The sequence below is a fragment of the Cutibacterium equinum genome (assembly GCF_028021195.1).
Taxonomy (GTDB): domain Bacteria; phylum Actinomycetota; class Actinomycetes; order Propionibacteriales; family Propionibacteriaceae; genus Cutibacterium; species Cutibacterium equinum.
This window is the reverse complement of record NZ_CP115668.1, coordinates 1,995,093-2,012,713: the sequence shown is the minus strand read 5'-3', so window position 1 is coordinate 2,012,713 and position 17,621 is coordinate 1,995,093. Positions and strand designations below refer to the sequence as shown.

The following is a 17,621-nucleotide window of genomic DNA, read 5'->3' as shown; positions in this document are numbered from 1 at the left end:
AACTCCGGTTCAGATCGAGGACGGGACACCGCGACGAGGCCGCGGGGTGTCGGCGGACGAAAACGCGCCACCGTGAAGTGTAGGTCAGGGCAGGGGCGAGCTACGAATGAGCGGGTCAGCGCGACAGTCTGAAGCGGCGACGCGGTGACGTGGCGGCTGACTTCTCGGCGGCAGTGTGGTGGCCATCGCACCACTGGGAGGGCGGCACCTGTGCCTTGACCTGGTCGATGTGCTGGCCACATCCGGCCCAGGTTGTCTTGCCACAGACGTCACACTTGACGGGTCGGCACATGGTCGTGATCCTTTCCTTTTGCTGCATCAAGTTTATGCCACACACCCTGGTGTGCGACCTGAACGAGCGCCGTCATGCGTTTCGCCCTAGGCTTGGAACCATGGCTGAGGAGCAGAACACCGATCCGACCGCTGAGATCGAGATACAGGACCACGGCGTGCACTTGCCGCCGGACCCGGCCATTCGCAAACTTGCCAAGCGGGGACGAGACGAGTTCATGGCGGTCGTCAAGGAGCATCCGTCCTCGACTCTGTGCTGGGCCCTGCTGGCCGAGGGGTCTCTGCTGAGCGGCACTGACGCTGCCGATGTCGCTGCCTATGCCTATGCGCGCACGGGACGTGATCTTGGTCTGGAACAGCTGCGCGACGCCGGATGGGACGGCGAGGAGGCTGTCGACTGGGGATACCTGCCCAACCAGGGGGTCTTCCGGTGCCTCCATGCCTTCGCGATGGCGGCTGAGCGTCTGGGATTTGGTGACGAGTCCGACGACGCCGACACCCTGCTGCGCGAGTTGAGCGTCGAGGCGTGGCGGGCGCTTCGTGGCGACGAGGTGCCATCCGACGGTGCTGTTGACGTCGAGGTGGACGACGAGCACTCCGACGGTGATCAGGAGTAGGTGCCTGAGCGCCGACAGCGCTGGCTCTCAGGGGGCCTCGGCGTGTTTCCCATGGATACGATGCTGGTGTTATGCTTACCAGCAGTCGGACATCCAACGTTGGATGTCCTTGTACATGGAGGCTTCGACGATGATCACTCCTATCGGGCCGGGCAACCACGTTGACCGCCGGGGATTCATGAAGTTGAGCGGCGCTATCGCGGCAGCCGCAGGTCTGACCGCTAGCTTGTCGGCATGCGGTGGGGACAACCCGAACAAGAAGACCGGTGGCGCCGGAGGGCAGTCGTCGGGCGGGGCAGGAAAGAACGACGGGACCATCACCGCTGGCATCTCCTACGAGCTTGGAACCAACGGTTATGACCCAATGACGACGACGGCAGCATTGACCGTGGCTGCTAACTGGCACACGTTCGAAGGGCTCTACGAGATCGAGGCTACCGACCCGACGAAGGCCTACGCTGCCTTGGCTGCCGACGACAAGCCGAAGAAGATCGACGAGAAGACCTACGAGGTCACACTGCGCGACAAAGCAGCCTTCTCTGATGGCAGCAAGGTCACGGCCGACGACGTGGTTTACAGTTATGAACGGGTCATGGACCCCAAGAACAACTCGTTGTACAGCCAATTCAGCGGATTCGTCATCGACTCGATTACCAAGAAAGATGATTCGACCGTTGTCATCAAGCTCAAGTTCCCCTTCGAGGAGCTGCTGGCCAACCGCCTCGCAACCTTCAAGATCGTCCCCAAGGCCATCGTCGAGAAGGATCAGAAGAAGTTTGACTCCAATCCTGTCGGCACTGGCCCCTGGAAGATGACCGATAACGGTTCCAGCGGTAGTCTCAAGTTCGAGAAGAACGAGCACTACAACGGCCCCCGTCCGGCCAAAGCCGCGAAAATGGTCTGGAACATCATGCCGGACCCCGATGCGCGCACCAATGCCCTTACTTCGGGAAGTGTCCAGGCCATCGATTCGCTGCCGTACACCAAGATTCCCAGCGTCAAGTCCAGTGGTTTCGAGCAAGCCTCTCAACAGGGCTTCAGTCTGGCCTTCGCGATGTTCAACTGCTCGGCCGGGAACCCCTTCAACAACGTCAAGAACCGTCAGGCTGTCCTGTACGCGATGGACGTCGCGAAAGCTTGCAAGGTCGGCCTCTCTGGACAGGCAACTCCGGCCACCAGCTTCGTACAGGATGGCCATCCTGCTTATCGGAAGGCCAAGACCGTCTACGACCGTGATCTGGAGAAGGCCAAGTCCTTGTTCAACGAGACCGGGTTGAAGAAATTCCGCGTCATGGGCACTGACCACGACTGGATGAAAGCCATCGAGAACATTCTCGTTGACTCCCTCAAGGAGGCTGGAGTCACAGTCGAATTCGACCAGAAGCAGTCGGCTGACGTTTATAACGAAATTACCGGGAAGCCCGATTCCTTCGACGTTCTTCTGGCCCCTGGCGATCCCTCGGTCTTCGGTGCCGACGCTGATCTCCTGATGCGCTGGTGGTACGCCGGCGATGTGTGGGTCGACGCCCGCATGCACTGGAAGGGTCAACCAGGCTACGACAAGTTCACCCAGACCTTGGAGAAAGCCGCCCAAGCCGTCGGCGACGAGCAGTTGAATGGCTGGCACGAATGCTTCGACATCCTTGCCGAAAACGTCCCGCTCTACCCGCTCTTCCATCGCAAGACTCCAACGGCATGGGACGGCAAGTCCTTGGTTGGTTTCAAGCCGATATCCCTCACCGGACTCGACTTCCTCGATGTCGCCACCACCAAGTGAGTGCCACCATCGACTCGTGCCGGGGCAGGCTGCCGAGACGCCGCGTCATGGCGCCCGCAGTCGCCCCGGCCATCTTCGACGATCTCGTCGTCACTGCGTGCCCGGCATACGGTCACGCCTCTACTGACCCCAATCCTCACCCCTTGGAGAGACACTGATGTCGAATCTCCTTCGAGTCATCGGGAAACGACTCATCGCGCTGCCGATCATGGTGCTCGGTGTGGTCCTGCTCGTCTTCATCGTCATGTCCTTCTCGCCACGAGACCCCGCGATCCTTGCGCTGGGAGAATCAGCGACTCCGGAGGCCCTGGCGCAGTACCGGGAAACGAACGGGCTCAATTCACCACTGCTTGTCAGGTACGGGCGGTTCTTGGTCGGAATGGTGCACGGCGATCTTGGGACCACTTCGGGTGGCACCCCCGTTGTCGACATGGTGAGCAGGGCCTTCCCCATCACCTTGCAGCTGACGGTGTGGGGCCTGCTCATCGCGATCATCGTCTCGACGATCCTCGGTGTCATCGCAGCCCTCTACCGTGACCGCTGGCCCGACCAGCTCATCCGTATCGTGTCGATCGCCAGTCTTGCGACACCGTCTTTCTGGCTGGCCATCCTGTTGATTCAGTGGCTCGGCGACATTCCGGGAGGCAGCGGTACCTTCCCCGCAGTTGTCTCATCGTGGATTCCGTTGTCGGAGAACCCGGCCGCCTACTTCAACTCGCTTGCCCTGCCTGTCATCGCACTGGCGGTTCCAGTGACCGGCTCGCTGACGCGAGTGGTGCGCACCTCCGTTGTCGAGGAACTCGACAAGGACTACGTGCGAACTGCCATCGGTTCAGGGATTCCTTACCACACCGTCATCGCCCGCAATGTATTGCGCAACGCCCTGATCAACCCGTTGACGGTGGTCGGCCTCAAGTTCGGCTATCTCATGGGTGGTGCCGTGATCATCGAGATCATCTTCAACATCAAGGCCATGGGTCAGTTGATCCTCGACGGAGTGTCTCGCAACGACATTTTTCTGGTACAGGGAGTGACCCTCACGGTCGCCATCGCTTTCATCATCATCAATATCGTGGTCGACCTGCTCTACGTACTGGTTAATCCGAGGATCAGGAGTGTATGACATGCGACGCGAACTCACCCGCAAGTTGGAACGTCCTGGCCTGAGATTTGGTCGTCTGTCGGTCGGCTCCCGCATCTGTCTGGTGATTTTGGGCATTGTCGCCCTCGGTGCGATTTTCGCCCCGGTGCTGGCTCGCTACAGCCCCACCCAGACCGGTCTCTCGCAGCCGACTGTCGTTGACGGCATCAATTTCCCTTTCCATGCGCCTGACGGGGATTTCTGGTTCGGCACCGACAACTCCGGTCGCGACATCTTTTCCCGCGTGTTGTACGGGGCTCGGGGATCACTCATCATTGGCCTGGGAGCGACTCTGTTTGCGCTGGCCATCGCCGTTGTCCTGGGATCGATCGCTGCAACTGGCGGCAAGGTCGTCTCTGAGATCCTCATGCGGACCATGGATATCATCATGAGCTTCCCGGGCATCGCCCTGGCAGCCGTGTTCGTGGCCGTGTTCTCCCAGTCGCTTCCATCGATACCACTGCTGATCATCACTATCGGCTTCCTCTACATTCCTCAGCTCACCCGTGTCGTTCGAGCAAATGTCCTCGAACAATACGGGGAGGACTACGTGGCATCGGCCCGCGTGATGGGAGCACCGACCTGGTGGATCATCGTTACCCAGGTCGCCCGCAACGCTTTGGCCCCGGTGCTGGTGTTCGCGGCTGTTCTGGTCGCCGACGCGATCGTCTTCGAAGCGTCGTTGTCCTTCATCAATGCCGGCATCAAGCCGCCTTCCCCGTCGTGGGGCAACATCCTCGCTGACGGCAAAGCGATCATTTCATCGGGCGCGTGGTGGCCCACCTTCTTCCCTGGCATGATGATCCTCATCACGGTGTTGTGCCTCAACGTGCTCTCCGAGGGGCTGACCGACGCCATGGTCGCTCCGCCACCGCGAGTGCGCGTCGCGGATCCGGTGGAGAGCGTCGGCATCACCGACGAGGCAGGCGAAGTCGAGGACGACGATGCTCAGACCCGCAGTGATTCTGCGGTCCATGTCATTCGTGGCGGCTCCGAGGCGCAGTTACAGGATCGTCTGGCCCAGTTGCGACGCTCAGAGACGGCTCGTAGCGACCGACCTGTCCTGCCCGCAGAACTTGCGGCCAAGAAGCCGGTGCTGGAAGTCAAGGACCTCTCTATTGCGTTCCCGCAGGCTCACGGCGACGTCGACATTGTCGACAAGGTTTCTTTCGCGGTACGGCCCGGAGAGACCATGGGATTGGTCGGAGAGTCTGGGTGCGGAAAGTCGATCAGCTCGTTTGCAATCATGGGGCTGCTTCCCAAGACTGCTGACATCCGCGGTTCGATCATGTTCGACGGTCAGGAACTACTGGACATGTCTCCCGCACAGCGCAATGCCCTGCGCGGCCACGAGATGAGCATGATCTATCAGGATGCCCTCAGCGCCCTCAACCCGTCGATGCTCATCCGTTCCCAGATGGCCCAATTGACCAAGCGTGGGGGCACACGCAGCGCCAAGGACTTGCTCGAGATGGTCGGCTTGGACCCGGTGCGCACCTTGAAGTCGTACCCGCACGAATTGTCCGGCGGACAGCGTCAGCGAGTTCTCATCGCGATGGCACTGACTCGTGATCCTCAACTACTCATCGCCGATGAGCCGACGACAGCTCTGGACGTCACGGTCCAGCAGCAGGTGGTGGAATTGCTCAACAAGCTGCGCGAGGAACTGGGCTTTGCCATGGTCTTCGTCTCCCATGACCTGGCCCTCGTCGCCCAGTTGTCCCACCGCATCACAGTGATGTACGCCGGGCAGGTCGTCGAGACTGGAACCACTACCGAGGTCATGTCTGATCCTCGGCACGAATACACGCGTGGTTTGCTGGGATCGGTGTTGTCCATTGAGGCTGGACGGGGGCGTCTGCATCAGGTTCCCGGTGTTGTGCCTCCACCATCGGAGTTCGTGGCTGGCGACCGGTTCGCTCCGCGATCCTCCCACCCAGAGATCGGCAGAGACGTCAAGGCCACCATGCAGACCGTGGCAGGCACGACCCATTCGTGGGCATGCCACCCCGAGGCCGAGGAGGTCGTTCGATGACTGACACAGCAATTGCTCGCCGATCCGAGTCAGACACCCCGGCCATCGAGCTCCGTGATGTCTCGGTGATCCATCGAGGTCGTGGCGGCAAACTCTTCCATCCGTCCAAGGTGCGTGCCATGGACAAAGTGAACCTCTCGGTTCATCGTGGCGAGACGCTGGGGATCGTCGGTGAGTCCGGTTGTGGGAAGACGACGACAGCGCGAGTCATGGTTGGTCTGCAAAAACCGACGTCTGGGGAGGTGTTCTTCCGGGGGAAACCGCGTGGTAGGCACGCCCGTGACCGCAAGAATTTCGGACGTGCCGTGTCGGTGGTCTTCCAGGACCCGGCAACGGCGCTCAACCCGAGGCTTCCAATCCGTCAAATTCTCATGGATCCCCTCAACGTCCACGGTATCGGGGGCAAGGCTGAACGAGAGGACCGAGTGCGCGACCTCCTCGGCATGGTTGGTCTGCCGTCGTCGGTCATGAACGTGTTGCCCCGCCAGATTTCTGGTGGTCAGCGTCAACGTGTGGCGATCGCTCGGGCGTTGGCCCTTGCCCCCGACATTATCGTCGCTGACGAGCCGACTTCTGCACTGGACGTTTCGGTGCGGGCTCAGATCCTCAATCTCTTCGATGATCTTCAGAATGAACTCGGACTGGGGCTGGTGTTCATTTCCCATGACATGAACACGGTTCGCCACATTTCAGACCGGATCGCCGTGATGTATTCGGGACGAATTCTGGAGCTGGCTGATACCGAAGAGATCTTCGACCACCCGAAGGACCCGTACACGAGGAAGTTGCTAGGAGCGGTCCCGTCCCTGCTGGTGACCTGACCGTGAGACGGTCGGACGGTTGGTGCGGTAGCCGCTTCAAGGCGGCCTGTGCAGGACCGACTCGGCCTCCCAACGGCGCGCGACCTCACCAGCGGTCAGCAGCGTGATCTTTGATGACGAACCAACAATGCAGTGGAGATGACATGAACACGGTTCCAACGATCGTCGGCGCGTACGCTGCGATGCCGCGTGCCACGGCCGCTCGGGAGGATTTCTACCGGGAGCTCGGCGAGACTGGCTGGGTCGACGGTATTGAGATCCCGTATCGAGACGGTCTTGACGACGACCCGCGCTGGCTGGCAGACCAGTTGGGCGACCGGTTCACCCAGTGCGTCGTGACGGCCATTCCAGGGACGATGGGTCGTCTGGCCCATGATCGTGACTTCGGGCTCGCCTCACCTGAGGAGGAGGGTCGCCGGCGGGCCATGAGGTGGATCACCGGCCTGGTGGCCGATGTGCAGGCCTTGCATGAGATGGTCGGCCACCGAGTCGTCCGTTTCGTCGAGATCCATTCGGCACCCAGTAACCATGCCGAGCCGACTGCACTCCAGGCCTCCCTGGCCGAACTCTCAAGCCTCTTCGCAGACGCTGATCTCATTGGCGTCATTGAGCACTGCGACGCGGCTGGCGGAGTTGGCCCGGGGGAGAAGGAGTTTCTCAGCCTGGACGACGAGATTGCAGCCGTGGGTGGCGGGGGGATGCACGTGACGATCAACTGGGGGCGCAGCGTCGTCGAGTCCCATGATCCTCATGTGCCGGCCCGTCAAGCTGCTCGGCTCGCTGATTCCGGTCTGCTCGGCGGCCTCATGGTCTCAGGAGCTGGCCCCGAGGCCACCCAATATGGTCCGGCTTGGGGAGACGCGCATCTTCCCCTTCACGATGACGAGCCCACCAGCCTGTTGACGACTGATCTCGTCGGCTCCTTCATGGCAGCTGCCCGAGGGTTGCAGTCCTACCAGGGCATCAAGATCCAGACCCCCGCCGATGCCAACGTCGAACAGCGACTGGCCATGATCACCCATATCCACGACGCCATGGCGTCGGCATGACACCCACCACACCACTCACAACCCCCACAAAGGACAACACCATGATCACGAAGTTCCACGGAGTCATTCCCCCCGTCGTCACCCCGTTGACGGCTGATGGCGATCTTGACGTGCCGTCGTACGAGAAACTCATCAATCGCCTCATCGACCAAGGGGTCGATGGCTTGTTCGTCCTCGGCTCCACCTCCGAGGTCGCCTTCTTCGACGACGAGATGCGCGGCCGGGTGCTGGGCGAGGCCAAGCGGATCATCAATGGACGGGTTCCGCTGCTCGCCGGTGTCATCGACACCGAGACCTTGCGCGTCATCCATCACATCCGCCAGGCCGAGGAGATCGGGGTTGACGCCGTCGTCGCTACAGCGCCGTTCTACGCGATCACCGGCCCGACCGAGATCGAGAACCATTTCCGCGCCCTGCACCAGGCCACCGACCTGCCATTGTTCGTCTACGACATCCCGGTGTGCGTGCATGTCAAGGTCCCCGTCGACCTCATGATCACACTGGGCCGTGAGGGGGTCATCGCTGGGTGCAAGGATTCTTCGGCTGACGACGTCTCCTTCCGTCGCCTCGCCCTGGCCAACCGTGCTGCTGGGTCTCCGCTGTCCCTGTTCACTGGTCATGAGGTCGTCGTCGACGGAGCTTTCATGTCGGGTGCTGACGGTGTCGTCCCCGGTCTGGCCAACGTCGACGCGGCCCCCTACGTCACCATGTACAAGGCCTACCGTCAAGGCGACTGGGAGACGGTGCGCGCCGAACAGGACAAGGCCGCCGAGCTCATGGAGATCGCGTTTGCACCCCAGGGTGTCGTCGGTCCCGCCGCCGGTGTGGGGGCATTCAAGACGGCCATGCAGCTTTTGGGCATCATTGAGACCAACACCATGAGCGTGCCGCTGCCAACCCTGACCGGTGACAACGTCGAGAGAGTGGCCGAGGTACTGCGTCGCGTTGGCCAGTTGGCGTGAATGGCGCGACCTTGATCTGAGGAGGATTCAACCATGAGCGCATTCACCGACACGATCATCGCCTCCATGGCTGGAGGACTTGTGGTTTCATGCCAGGCTTACCCAGGAGAACCGCTGCGTCACCCCGAGACGATGGCCCAGATGGCCGCGGCCGTCGAGGCCGGGGGAGCGGTGGCGGTGCGCGCCCAGGGGCTCTCCGACGTCTCTGCTGTCAAGGGGCGGGTGAGTGTCCCGGTGGTCGGCATCTGGAAAGAGGGCGACGAGGGCATCTACATCACCCCAACTCTGCGTCACGCCCGCTGCGTGGCAGCTGCCGGGGCTGACATCGTCGCCCTCGACGGCACCCGGCGTGATCGCGCTGATGGACTGACATTGGCTGAGACGATCAAGGCCCTCAAAGAGGAGTACGACGTCGCCGTCATGGCCGATTGTGGTTCGGTTGACGACGGCTTGTTCGCCGCTGAGGCGGGGGCTGATCTCATCGGCACCACGCTGTCGGGCTACACCGGGGAACGTCCCAAGACTGACGGGCCCGACTACGAGGTCATCGAGACCCTCGTGAACAAGCTCGACGGTGGTCGTCCTGTCATTGCTGAGGGTCGTGTCCACACCCCGGACCAAGCTCGCCGGGCGATGGATCTGGGCGCCCATGCCGTCGTCGTGGGGACCGCGATCACCCATCCGACGTCGATCACGGGGTGGTTCAGCGCCGCTCTGTCGTGAGTGATCATCGCAGGGGGCTCGCCATCAGGCGGGCCCTACTCGCCATGCTCGAAACATGTCGCTGTGGGTGTGTCACTGCTGGTTGGCGGCTCTGCCAAGCCGCTCCCGGATGGCGTCAAAGTGGTCCCACATGGCGTCGCGACTGGCCTGCGGGTCGTTGCCGACCACACAGTCCGCAATGAGGTCGTGGGCGGCACGAGTTGCCTTGACGGTGTTGGTCGGCGGCAGTCTGAGACCGGCAAGGTTGAGAGAGTCCCAGAACACGTCGATGAGCTCGCGAGCGAGTTGATTGTCCGTCTCCGCGTACAGCAGCCGGTGAAAGTGACGATCGGCGGCGGCAGAGTCGTTCGGGTCGTCCATTCGCGCCGCAAGGGCATGGAGCGCATGTCCAGTTTCGGCGCTGATGTGACCGGTGACCTCGGCGATGAGCGAGCACTCCATGAGCGCACGCACCTCCACCATCTCGCGTAGTCCCGTGAAATCCTTCGTGCCGTCATCGCCATGACTGATCTGCTTGACGCTGCGGTAGACGAGCCCCGGACGAATCGTCGACGCGGAGGCTGTTGACAGGTATGTTCCCAGACCGCGACGCACCTCGATGATCCCCAAGGCCCGCAGCTCACGCACTGCTTCACGGACCGTGCCCCGCGCCATTCCAAACTGGGTCGCCAGATCCTGCTCAATCGGAATCGGATCTCCCGGAGTCAGATCCGAGGACAGAATCCACTCGAACATCCGTTGTGCCGCCGGATTGAGGGTATCGGCTAGATGGACCGCGTCCTTCTCATCTGACATGCCGTTAATCATCTCATGATCGCCATGATCGCGATACCGGATTAACCCCTTGGTCGACGCGAGCGCGCAAAAGGCGGAAGAATGGAGACACAGCGACGTCAAAGGCGTCCCCAGACTCAGGAGTGCGACATGAGCGAGCACGTTGTTTTCCGCGACATGCGGCCCGAAGACGTCACGGTGATCACCTTCGGAGAACCTGGCGCCCTCATTGATCTCATCGACCGTCCGGACGTCGTCGCCAGGGTGGCTCTCCACGAGAACCGAATTGTTGGGTACGCAGTGTCGTGGTTGGCGGTGGTTCACCGCACCCGTCGATTCATTGACGTCGAGGTCCATCCCGACTCCCGAGGGCGTCTGATCGGTACCCGGCTGGTGCGCCAGATCCAGCAGCGGGTGGATCGTCCCCTGGCGACCAAGGCCATCGCCGGTTCCGACGCCGAGAAGTTCATCATGTCCCTGGGTGGTGAGGTCTATGCGTACTGCTCGCCTTTCGAGCTGCCGCGCCGCCATTTCGGCCGTGCCATTGAGTCCCTCGCAGAGGTGAGTCTGGGTCCGGGTGGGGCCATTTCAGGTGCCACGCTGGCCCCTGGGGTGCTCGAGACGCTGTGGGAACAGATCTACGTGTGGATGCACGAGTCCTGGTCACCGGTTGATGACAGTGAGGCCGCCCACGAGGCCCTGCGTCAGGAACTTGAGGACCTCGACGCCGAAGCTACCCGAGTCGCCCTCATCGATGGCCAGCCGGCAGCGGTCGCCTTCGTCTTCGTCGATGAGAACCCAACCGTGGTCGCAGAGACGGTGCAGGCCGACACCCCCGACGGCGACGCTGCCGTCGCCTCGGCAATGTCGGCAGTCATCAGTTGGGCCGAGGATGCCGGTTACAAGCGCGTCAATTTTGACGGGCACCGCAGCGATCCGCACTTCGGGCCGCTGTCCTCGCGTCTGCCTCTCGAAGGGGCAAGTCTCATTCTGCTGGAGATCCCGGTCCTGCCCTCTGAGGGTGACGATGTCGATGAACGGACCACGAGTGAGGGCGGGGCGGCCGAGGCCTGATCGACGTCATGACGACGCACGCCCACCCGACGTGGGGAAACCTTCCGCTGCCCGGTCCGGCGCCGTCATTGTCGTAGCGACCACGTAAAATGTGCCAGGTTGTGCATCGGCATGTGCCCGCGCAACCGGAGGCAACCCGCACACTGGTGCGAGGAATAAGGAGGAACAGATGCCTGGAATCGTCGTCATGGGTACCCAGTGGGGTGACGAGGGCAAGGGCAAGGCCACCGACCAGATGTCCGAGCGCGTCGACTACTGCGTGCGGTACTCAGGGGGTAACAACGCTGGACACACCGTCGTCGTCGGCGGCGAGAAGTTCTTCATGCATCTGCTTCCCTCCGGAGTGCTGAACCCGAACTCCACGGCCGTGCTCGGCAATGGAGTCGTGATCGATCTTGACGTGCTCGCCGATGAGATTGACGCCTTGCGAGGGCGCGGCGTTGAGATTCCCCATCCGCTCATCAGCGCCAATGCGCACATCATCACCCCGTACCACCAGACTCTCGACAAGGTCACCGAGCGCTTCCTCGGGAAACGTCGTATCGGCACGACTGGCCGCGGTATTGGGCCGGCCTACTCCGACAAGATCAATCGCCTGGGTATTCGCGTCCAGGATCTCTTCGACGAGTCGATCCTGCGTCAGAAGGTCGAGGCCTCCCTGGACCAGAAGAACCAGATCCTGGTCAAGATCTACAACCGTCGCTCCATTGATCCGCAGCGTGTTGCCGACGATCTGCTCGCCCACGCCGAGCGCATCCGTCCCTACGTCGTCGACGTCGCCCGGGTCCTCAACAAGGGCCTCGACGACGGCAAGGTCGTGCTCTTCGAGGGCGCCCAGGCTCATCATCTCGATGTCGATTTCGGCACGTACCCCTATGTCACCTCGTCCAATCCGATCGCGGCGGGTGCCTGTACCGGCTCCGGTGTCGGGCCGACCCGTATCGACCGCATTGTCGGCATTGCCAAGGCCTACACCACCCGTGTCGGTGAAGGCCCGTTCCCGACGGAGCTGTTCGACGAGGATGGTGAGCGACTGCGCAGTGACGGTGGCGAATACGGCGTCACCACCAAGCGTCCGCGTCGCTGTGGCTGGTTCGACGCCCTTCTGGTGCAGCAGGCTGTCATGATCAACTCGGTCACTGATCTGTTCCTGACCAAGCTCGACGTGCTGTCTGGCTGGGATCGCATCCCGGTCTGCGTGGCCTACGACATCGACGGCGAACGCACTGACGTCATGCCTGTCACCCAGTCTGATGTGCACCACGCCAAGCCTGTCTATGAGTTCATGGACGGGTGGAGTGAGGACATTTCCACGGCTCGTTCCTTCGATGATCTGCCGCGCAACTGTCAGGCGTACGTGCGTCGTCTCGAGGAGCTGGTCGGTACTCGGATTTCCGGTATTGGCGTGGGGGCAGGACGCGACGAGTCGATCCTCATCAACGACCTCATTGACTGATTTTTCCCGTTGACGGGAACACACGGGGGAGATGTGACGTTATGGTAGGTGTCATGTCAACTACCTGAGTCGATAGGAGTTCCCTCATGAGCACAGACGCCCAGCCTCACGCCGAACACACCCCCGCCCCTGCCGATCGGGTTCCCGTCCAGATTGGCGTCTTCAGCATCGGGGACGTGACGACCGATCCCACGACAGGCCAGACCCCCACCGAGCACGAACGCATCAAGAACACCGTCACCATTGCCCGCAAGGCCGAGGACATCGGCTTGGACGTCTTCGCCACCGGTGAGCATCACAACCCGCCATTCGTGGCTCCCGCCAATCCGCCGATCCTCATGGCCCACCTCGCTGCGATGACCAAGCGGATCATCCTGTCGACGGCGACCACCCTCATCACCACCAACGACCCGGTGCGTCTGGCCGAGGACTACGCCTATGCCCAGCACCTCGCTGACGGGCGTGTCGATCTCATGCTGGGCAGGGGCAACACCGGCCCGGTCTACCCCTGGTTTGGCCGTGACATCCGCGACGGCATCAAGCTCACCCTGGAAAACTACGACCTGCTCCATCAGCTGTGGCGCAACGACATCGTGAACTGGAGCGGGAACTTCCGCACTCCGTTGCAGTCGTTCACGTCGACCCCGCGTCCCCTCGACGACGTGGCCCCCTTCGTCTGGCACGGCTCAATTCGTTCCCCAGAGATCCCCGAACAGGCCGCCTACTACGGTGACGGGTTCTTCCACAACAACATTTTCTGGACGATGGACCACACGCAGCGCATGATCGAGCGATACCGGGCTCGCTACGCCCACTACGGTCACGGCCGTCCTGAAGACGCCATCGTCGGACTGGGAGGCCAGTTCTTCATGCGAAAGAACTCCCAGGATGCCGTGCGCGAGTTCCGTCCCTACTTCGACAACGCCCCGGTCTACGGCCACGGCCCCAGCCTGGAGGAGTTCACCTCGGCCACCCCGTTGACCGTCGGGTCGCCCCAGCAGGTCCTCGAGAGGACGTTGTCGTTCAAGGATCACGTCGGTCACTACCAGCGTCAGCTGTTCCTCATCGATCACGCGGGTCTGCCGCTCAAGACGGTGCTGGAGCAGATGGACATGCTGGGCGAGATCCTTCCGGAGCTGCGCAAGGGGTTCGCGGAGGGTCGCCCCGCTGACATCCCGGATGCCCCCACCCATGAGTCCCTCGTGGCGGCTCAGGGCAAGCACAGCGACGAGTACCGTTTCACCCCTGGCGACGCGGTGACGGGAACCTCGGACAGGAACTGACATGAAGATTGTTGCCATCAGTGCAGGACTGGGACAGCCCTCCTCGACCCGAATGCTGGTTGACCGTCTGGTCTCCCAGATCACTCAGCAGGTTTCCGATGCTGAGGTTGAGGTCATTGAGGTGCGTGATCTGGGCCACGACCTTCTCAACGCCGAATTCACCGGGGTGCGATCAGCCAGCGTCACGAAGGCTCAGGAATCCATCAGCGGTGCTGACGGGCTGGTGGTCGTGACCCCGGTGTACAACGCTCATGCCGCCGCGGTGTTCCATCTGTTCTTCGAAGTCCTCGATGAGGGGGTCTTGGAGGGTAAGCCGATGCTCGTGGGGGCCACCGGAGGGACAGCCCGTCACAGCCTCGTCATGGACCGCGACGTCGTCGCCTCACTGCACTACCACCACGCCCTCGTCTCGCCCGTGTCGGTGTTCGCCGCCACGGAGGACTGGGGAAACCCGTCAGCCTTGGACCGACGCATCGACCGGGCAGCCCGGGCCTTCACCCGACTGCTCGTCGGTGGGACCAACACTCCGGGACGCGACGAGGGTGACAGCGGCAACGAGGAACCCGTCCCAGGCCAGTCCTCTCACACCGACCTCGACGATGGCCTCGGCCCTGTCGAGGAGTTCGAGGACATGCTCAACGCTCTGGGCCACTGACGGGCGGTTCTGCGTCCGTCTTGCGTGCCGGGGCGGTGGCGGCGTCAACCTGTCGTGGTGACCCTCTACGCTTGTGGTTGTGTCCAGCATGACTGTTCTCGTCCTCGGGTCTGGTGGTCGCGAGCACGCCCTCGCCCTGGCGTGCCGCCGTGACCCACAGGTTGCTGCCGTCCATGTCGCTCCCGGTAACCCCGGGACGGCATCCTTCGCCACGAACCATCCGATCGACCCATGCGACAAGGGCGCCGTCGTCGCCCTTGCCCGCGACGTCGGCGCCGATCTTGTCGTCGTCGGCCCGGAGGCCCCACTGGTTGCGGGGGTGGCGGACGCCCTTCGTGACGCCGGGATCGATTGCTTCGGTCCCAGCGCCGAAGCTGCTCGACTGGAGGGCTCGAAGGCTTTCGCCAAGGAGGTCATGGCTGCTGCGGGGGTTCCCACTGCCGCCTCTCGATCCTGCGGTGACCTTGACTCGGTGGGGGCAGCCCTCGACGAATTCGCAGCTCCCCACGTCGTCAAGGATGACGGGCTCGCAGGCGGCAAGGGAGTTGTCGTCACCGATGACCGTGCCGAGGCCCTGGCTCATGCCGAGCATTGCCTCAAGGCTGGCCACCAGGTGGTCGTCGAGGAGTATCTCGACGGCCCCGAGGTGAGCCTCTTCGCGATCTGCGACGGGCAGCGCGCCCTTCCCATGCAACCGGCCCAGGACTTCAAGCGGGTCGGCGATGGCGGGGTCGGCCCCAATACCGGCGGTATGGGCGCATACACACCGCTGCCCTGGGCGCCCGACGACCTCGTCGAGACGGTGGCGACGACGGTGATTTCCCCGACGCTGGCAGCCATGAATGATCGCGGCACCCCGTTCATGGGCCTGCTGTACGTGGGCCTGGCCCTGACGTCGGAGGGTCCGAAGGTTGTGGAGTTCAACGTCCGTTTCGGTGATCCGGAAACCGAGCCGCTGCTCAGCATGGTGGAGTCCCCGCTGGCGCAGATCATGCTGGCGGCCGCCCGTGGTGACCTGTCGGGAGTCGATGGGCTGCGCTTCCGTCGTGGCGCGGCTGTCGGTGTCGTCATGGCGAGTGAGGGGTATCCTGCATCCCCGGTGAAGGGACGCCGAGTCGTTGCCCCGGTCGACGACGAGGACGTCCTGCACGCCGGTACTCGCATCGAGGGCGACGGGCTGGTCACCAGCGGTGGCCGTGTCCTCGTCGTGCTCGGTCACGGGGAGACCCTTGCCGGAGCCCGAACCGATGCCTACACCAGGGTCGACCAGCTCGAGGTGGCCGGCGGATTCCACCGTACTGACATTGCCCTTGGCGCAGCTGAGCTCGAGGCCGATGACGAGATGACCGACGGACTCACGCCCCAACCCGCAACCCATCCCAGTAACCCGACCGACGGGGAGAACTCATGAGCGTTCCCAACATCCTTGCCACCCGTTACGCGTCCTCGCAGATGCGTTCCATCTGGACCCCGGAGAACAAGATCCGTGCCGAGCGCAGGCTGTGGCTGGCCGTCCTCGAGGCCCAGGCGGACCTCGGCGTCAGTTTCGGAGGCGACGATCCCGAACAGGTGCTGGCCGACTACCAGGCTGTTCTCGACAAGGTCGACCTGGACTCGATCGCCGAGCGTGAGGCCATCACACGGCACGACGTCAAGGCGCGGATCGAGGAGTTCAACGCCCTGGCCGGCCATGAGCACATCCACAAGGGCATGACGAGCCGCGACCTCACCGAGAACATCGAACAGATGCAGGTGCTGGAGTCGCTGAAGCTGGTGCGCGAGAGGATGGTCGCCACCCTCAACCAGCTGGCCCGACTGGCTGCCCAGTACTCGGATCAGCCGATCGCTGGTCGGTCCCACAACGTTGCCGCCCAGGTGACGACCCTGGGCAAGAGGTTTGCGACCACCATCGACGAGATGCTGGTGGCGTGGGATCACGTCAACGAGCTCATCGAGCGCTACCCGGCTCGCGGGATCAAGGGGCCGATGGGAACCTCTCAGGACATGCTCGACCTGCTCGGCGGGGACGCCTCCAAGCTTGACGAGCTGGAGCGTCGGGTCGCCGATCACCTCGGCTTCAACCAGGTACTGACCTCGACCGGCCAGATCTACCCCAGGTCCTTGGACTTTGAGGTCATCTCGACCCTGGTACAGGTGCTGTCGGGGCCGTCGAACCTGGCGACGTCGATCCGCCTCATGGCTGGCAACGAGCTCGTCACTGAGGGGTTCAAGCCTGGCCAGGTCGGGTCCTCGGCCATGCCGCACAAGATGAATGCCCGCTCGTGTGAGCGAGTCAACGGCTTCCTCGTCGTGTTGCGCGGGTACCTCACCATGGCCACGGGTCTGGCTGGTGTGCAGTGGAATGAGGGGGACGTCTCCTGCTCTGTGGTGCGCCGTGTCGCCCTGCCGGATTCCTTCTATGCCATCGACGGGGCCTTCGAGACCTTCCTGACGATCCTGGGCGAGTTCGGGGCCTTCCCGGCCGTCATCGAGGCCGAGTTGGAGCGTTACCTGCCCTTCCTGACGACGACAAAGGTCCTCATGGCGTGCGTGCGCGCCGGAGTCGGTCGTGAGGACGCCCACGAGGCCATCAAGGAACACTCCGTGGCCCTCGCCCTGGAGATGCGTGAGACCGGCACGACCGAGAACGATCTGTTCGCCCGTCTGGCTGCCGACCCGCGGATCCCGCTGACCAAGGAGCAGTTGCGCGGTCTCGTCTCCTCGCCGTTGGATCTCACCGGTGGGGCTCAGGATCAGGTCGAGGCGCTGTGCGCCAAGGTTGAGGACATCGTCCGGGAGTACCCGGAGGCTGCCAGCTACCTGCCTGGGCTGGTGCTGTGACCGTGCGGATTGGGTGATCTCGGGTCACACGGTGCATCGCGGCGGACCACGTGTCCGCCGCGATCTTTGTCCCACGGCCAGCTCCGGGACGAGCCTGGGGACGGGGCCACGGGGTGAGGGCG

Annotated in this window: 16 protein-coding genes; 14 read left to right on the top strand and 2 right to left on the bottom strand. The window is 62.8% G+C overall.

The window, feature by feature from the left end; genetic code table 11:
* Positions 1-115: 115 nt before the first annotated feature.
* Positions 116-292: a hypothetical protein gene (locus O6R08_RS09185; protein ID WP_271417848.1), complete on the bottom strand. Its 177-nt coding sequence runs from the start codon at positions 290-292 to the stop codon at positions 116-118.
* Between the two features lie 100 nt (positions 293-392).
* On the opposite strand from O6R08_RS09185, the gene O6R08_RS09180 reads away from it, so the two are divergent.
* The 8 genes from O6R08_RS09180 (at position 393) to O6R08_RS09145 (ending at position 9,416) form a co-directional block, all read left to right on the top strand.
* Entirely contained in the window at positions 393-908 is a 516-nt protein-coding gene (locus O6R08_RS09180; protein WP_271417847.1) for a DUF3151 family protein, read from the top strand.
* A 130-nt stretch (positions 909-1,038) separates the two neighbouring features.
* On the top strand, positions 1,039-2,685 hold the full coding sequence (locus O6R08_RS09175) for an ABC transporter substrate-binding protein (RefSeq protein ID WP_271417846.1): 1,647 nt from the start codon (positions 1,039-1,041) through the stop codon (positions 2,683-2,685).
* A 157-nt stretch (positions 2,686-2,842) separates the two neighbouring features.
* Positions 2,843-3,808: an ABC transporter permease gene (locus tag O6R08_RS09170; protein WP_271417845.1), complete on the top strand. Its 966-nt coding sequence runs from the start codon at positions 2,843-2,845 to the stop codon at positions 3,806-3,808.
* Between the two features lies 1 nt (position 3,809).
* Positions 3,810-5,861, top strand: coding sequence for a dipeptide/oligopeptide/nickel ABC transporter permease/ATP-binding protein (locus O6R08_RS09165; protein ID WP_271417844.1), 2,052 nt, complete (start codon positions 3,810-3,812; stop codon positions 5,859-5,861).
* Positions 5,858-6,682 carry an ABC transporter ATP-binding protein gene (locus O6R08_RS09160; protein ID WP_271417843.1) on the top strand — a complete coding sequence of 275 codons (825 nt, stop codon included), beginning with the start codon at positions 5,858-5,860 and terminating at the stop codon, positions 6,680-6,682. The genes O6R08_RS09165 and O6R08_RS09160 overlap by 4 nt, the downstream gene beginning before the upstream one ends.
* Before the next feature lie 143 nt (positions 6,683-6,825).
* Positions 6,826-7,731, top strand: a complete 906-nt coding sequence (locus O6R08_RS09155; protein WP_271417842.1) for a DUF4862 family protein — start codon at positions 6,826-6,828, stop codon at positions 7,729-7,731.
* Positions 7,728-8,693: a dihydrodipicolinate synthase family protein gene (locus O6R08_RS09150; RefSeq protein ID WP_271417841.1), complete on the top strand. Its 966-nt coding sequence runs from the start codon at positions 7,728-7,730 to the stop codon at positions 8,691-8,693. The genes O6R08_RS09155 and O6R08_RS09150 overlap by 4 nt, the downstream gene beginning before the upstream one ends.
* A gap of 33 nt (positions 8,694-8,726) precedes the next feature.
* On the top strand, positions 8,727-9,416 hold the full coding sequence (locus O6R08_RS09145) for an N-acetylmannosamine-6-phosphate 2-epimerase (protein WP_271417840.1): 690 nt from the start codon (positions 8,727-8,729) through the stop codon (positions 9,414-9,416).
* 72 nt (positions 9,417-9,488) lie between these two features.
* On the opposite strand, the gene O6R08_RS09140 is transcribed toward O6R08_RS09145, so the two are convergent.
* Complete coding sequence (locus O6R08_RS09140; RefSeq protein WP_271417839.1) at positions 9,489-10,223, bottom strand: FadR/GntR family transcriptional regulator; 735 nt, start codon at positions 10,221-10,223, stop codon at positions 9,489-9,491.
* Between the two features lie 69 nt (positions 10,224-10,292).
* Here O6R08_RS09140 and O6R08_RS09135 point away from each other — a divergent pair, with 69 nt between their 5' ends.
* The 6 genes from O6R08_RS09135 (at position 10,293) to purB (ending at position 17,499) form a co-directional block, all read left to right on the top strand.
* Complete coding sequence (locus O6R08_RS09135) at positions 10,293-11,264, top strand: GNAT family N-acetyltransferase (protein ID WP_271417838.1); 972 nt, start codon at positions 10,293-10,295, stop codon at positions 11,262-11,264.
* Positions 11,265-11,433: 169 nt separating this feature from the next.
* Positions 11,434-12,720 (top strand): adenylosuccinate synthase, encoded by a 1,287-nt coding sequence (locus O6R08_RS09130; protein WP_271417837.1) that lies wholly within the window; start codon positions 11,434-11,436, stop codon positions 12,718-12,720.
* An 86-nt stretch (positions 12,721-12,806) separates the two neighbouring features.
* Complete coding sequence (locus tag O6R08_RS09125) at positions 12,807-14,003, top strand: LLM class flavin-dependent oxidoreductase (RefSeq protein WP_271417836.1); 1,197 nt, start codon at positions 12,807-12,809, stop codon at positions 14,001-14,003.
* A gap of 1 nt (position 14,004) precedes the next feature.
* A complete protein-coding gene (locus O6R08_RS09120; RefSeq protein WP_271417835.1) occupies positions 14,005-14,658 on the top strand; it encodes a CE1759 family FMN reductase in 654 nt (217 codons plus the stop codon).
* Between the two features lie 88 nt (positions 14,659-14,746).
* Positions 14,747-16,069 (top strand): phosphoribosylamine--glycine ligase, encoded by a 1,323-nt coding sequence (gene purD / locus O6R08_RS09115; RefSeq protein ID WP_271419342.1) that lies wholly within the window; start codon positions 14,747-14,749, stop codon positions 16,067-16,069.
* Positions 16,066-17,499 carry an adenylosuccinate lyase gene (gene purB, locus O6R08_RS09110; protein ID WP_271417834.1) on the top strand — a complete coding sequence of 478 codons (1,434 nt, stop codon included), beginning with the start codon at positions 16,066-16,068 and terminating at the stop codon, positions 17,497-17,499. The genes purD and purB overlap by 4 nt, the downstream gene beginning before the upstream one ends.
* Positions 17,500-17,621 lie beyond the last annotated feature (122 nt).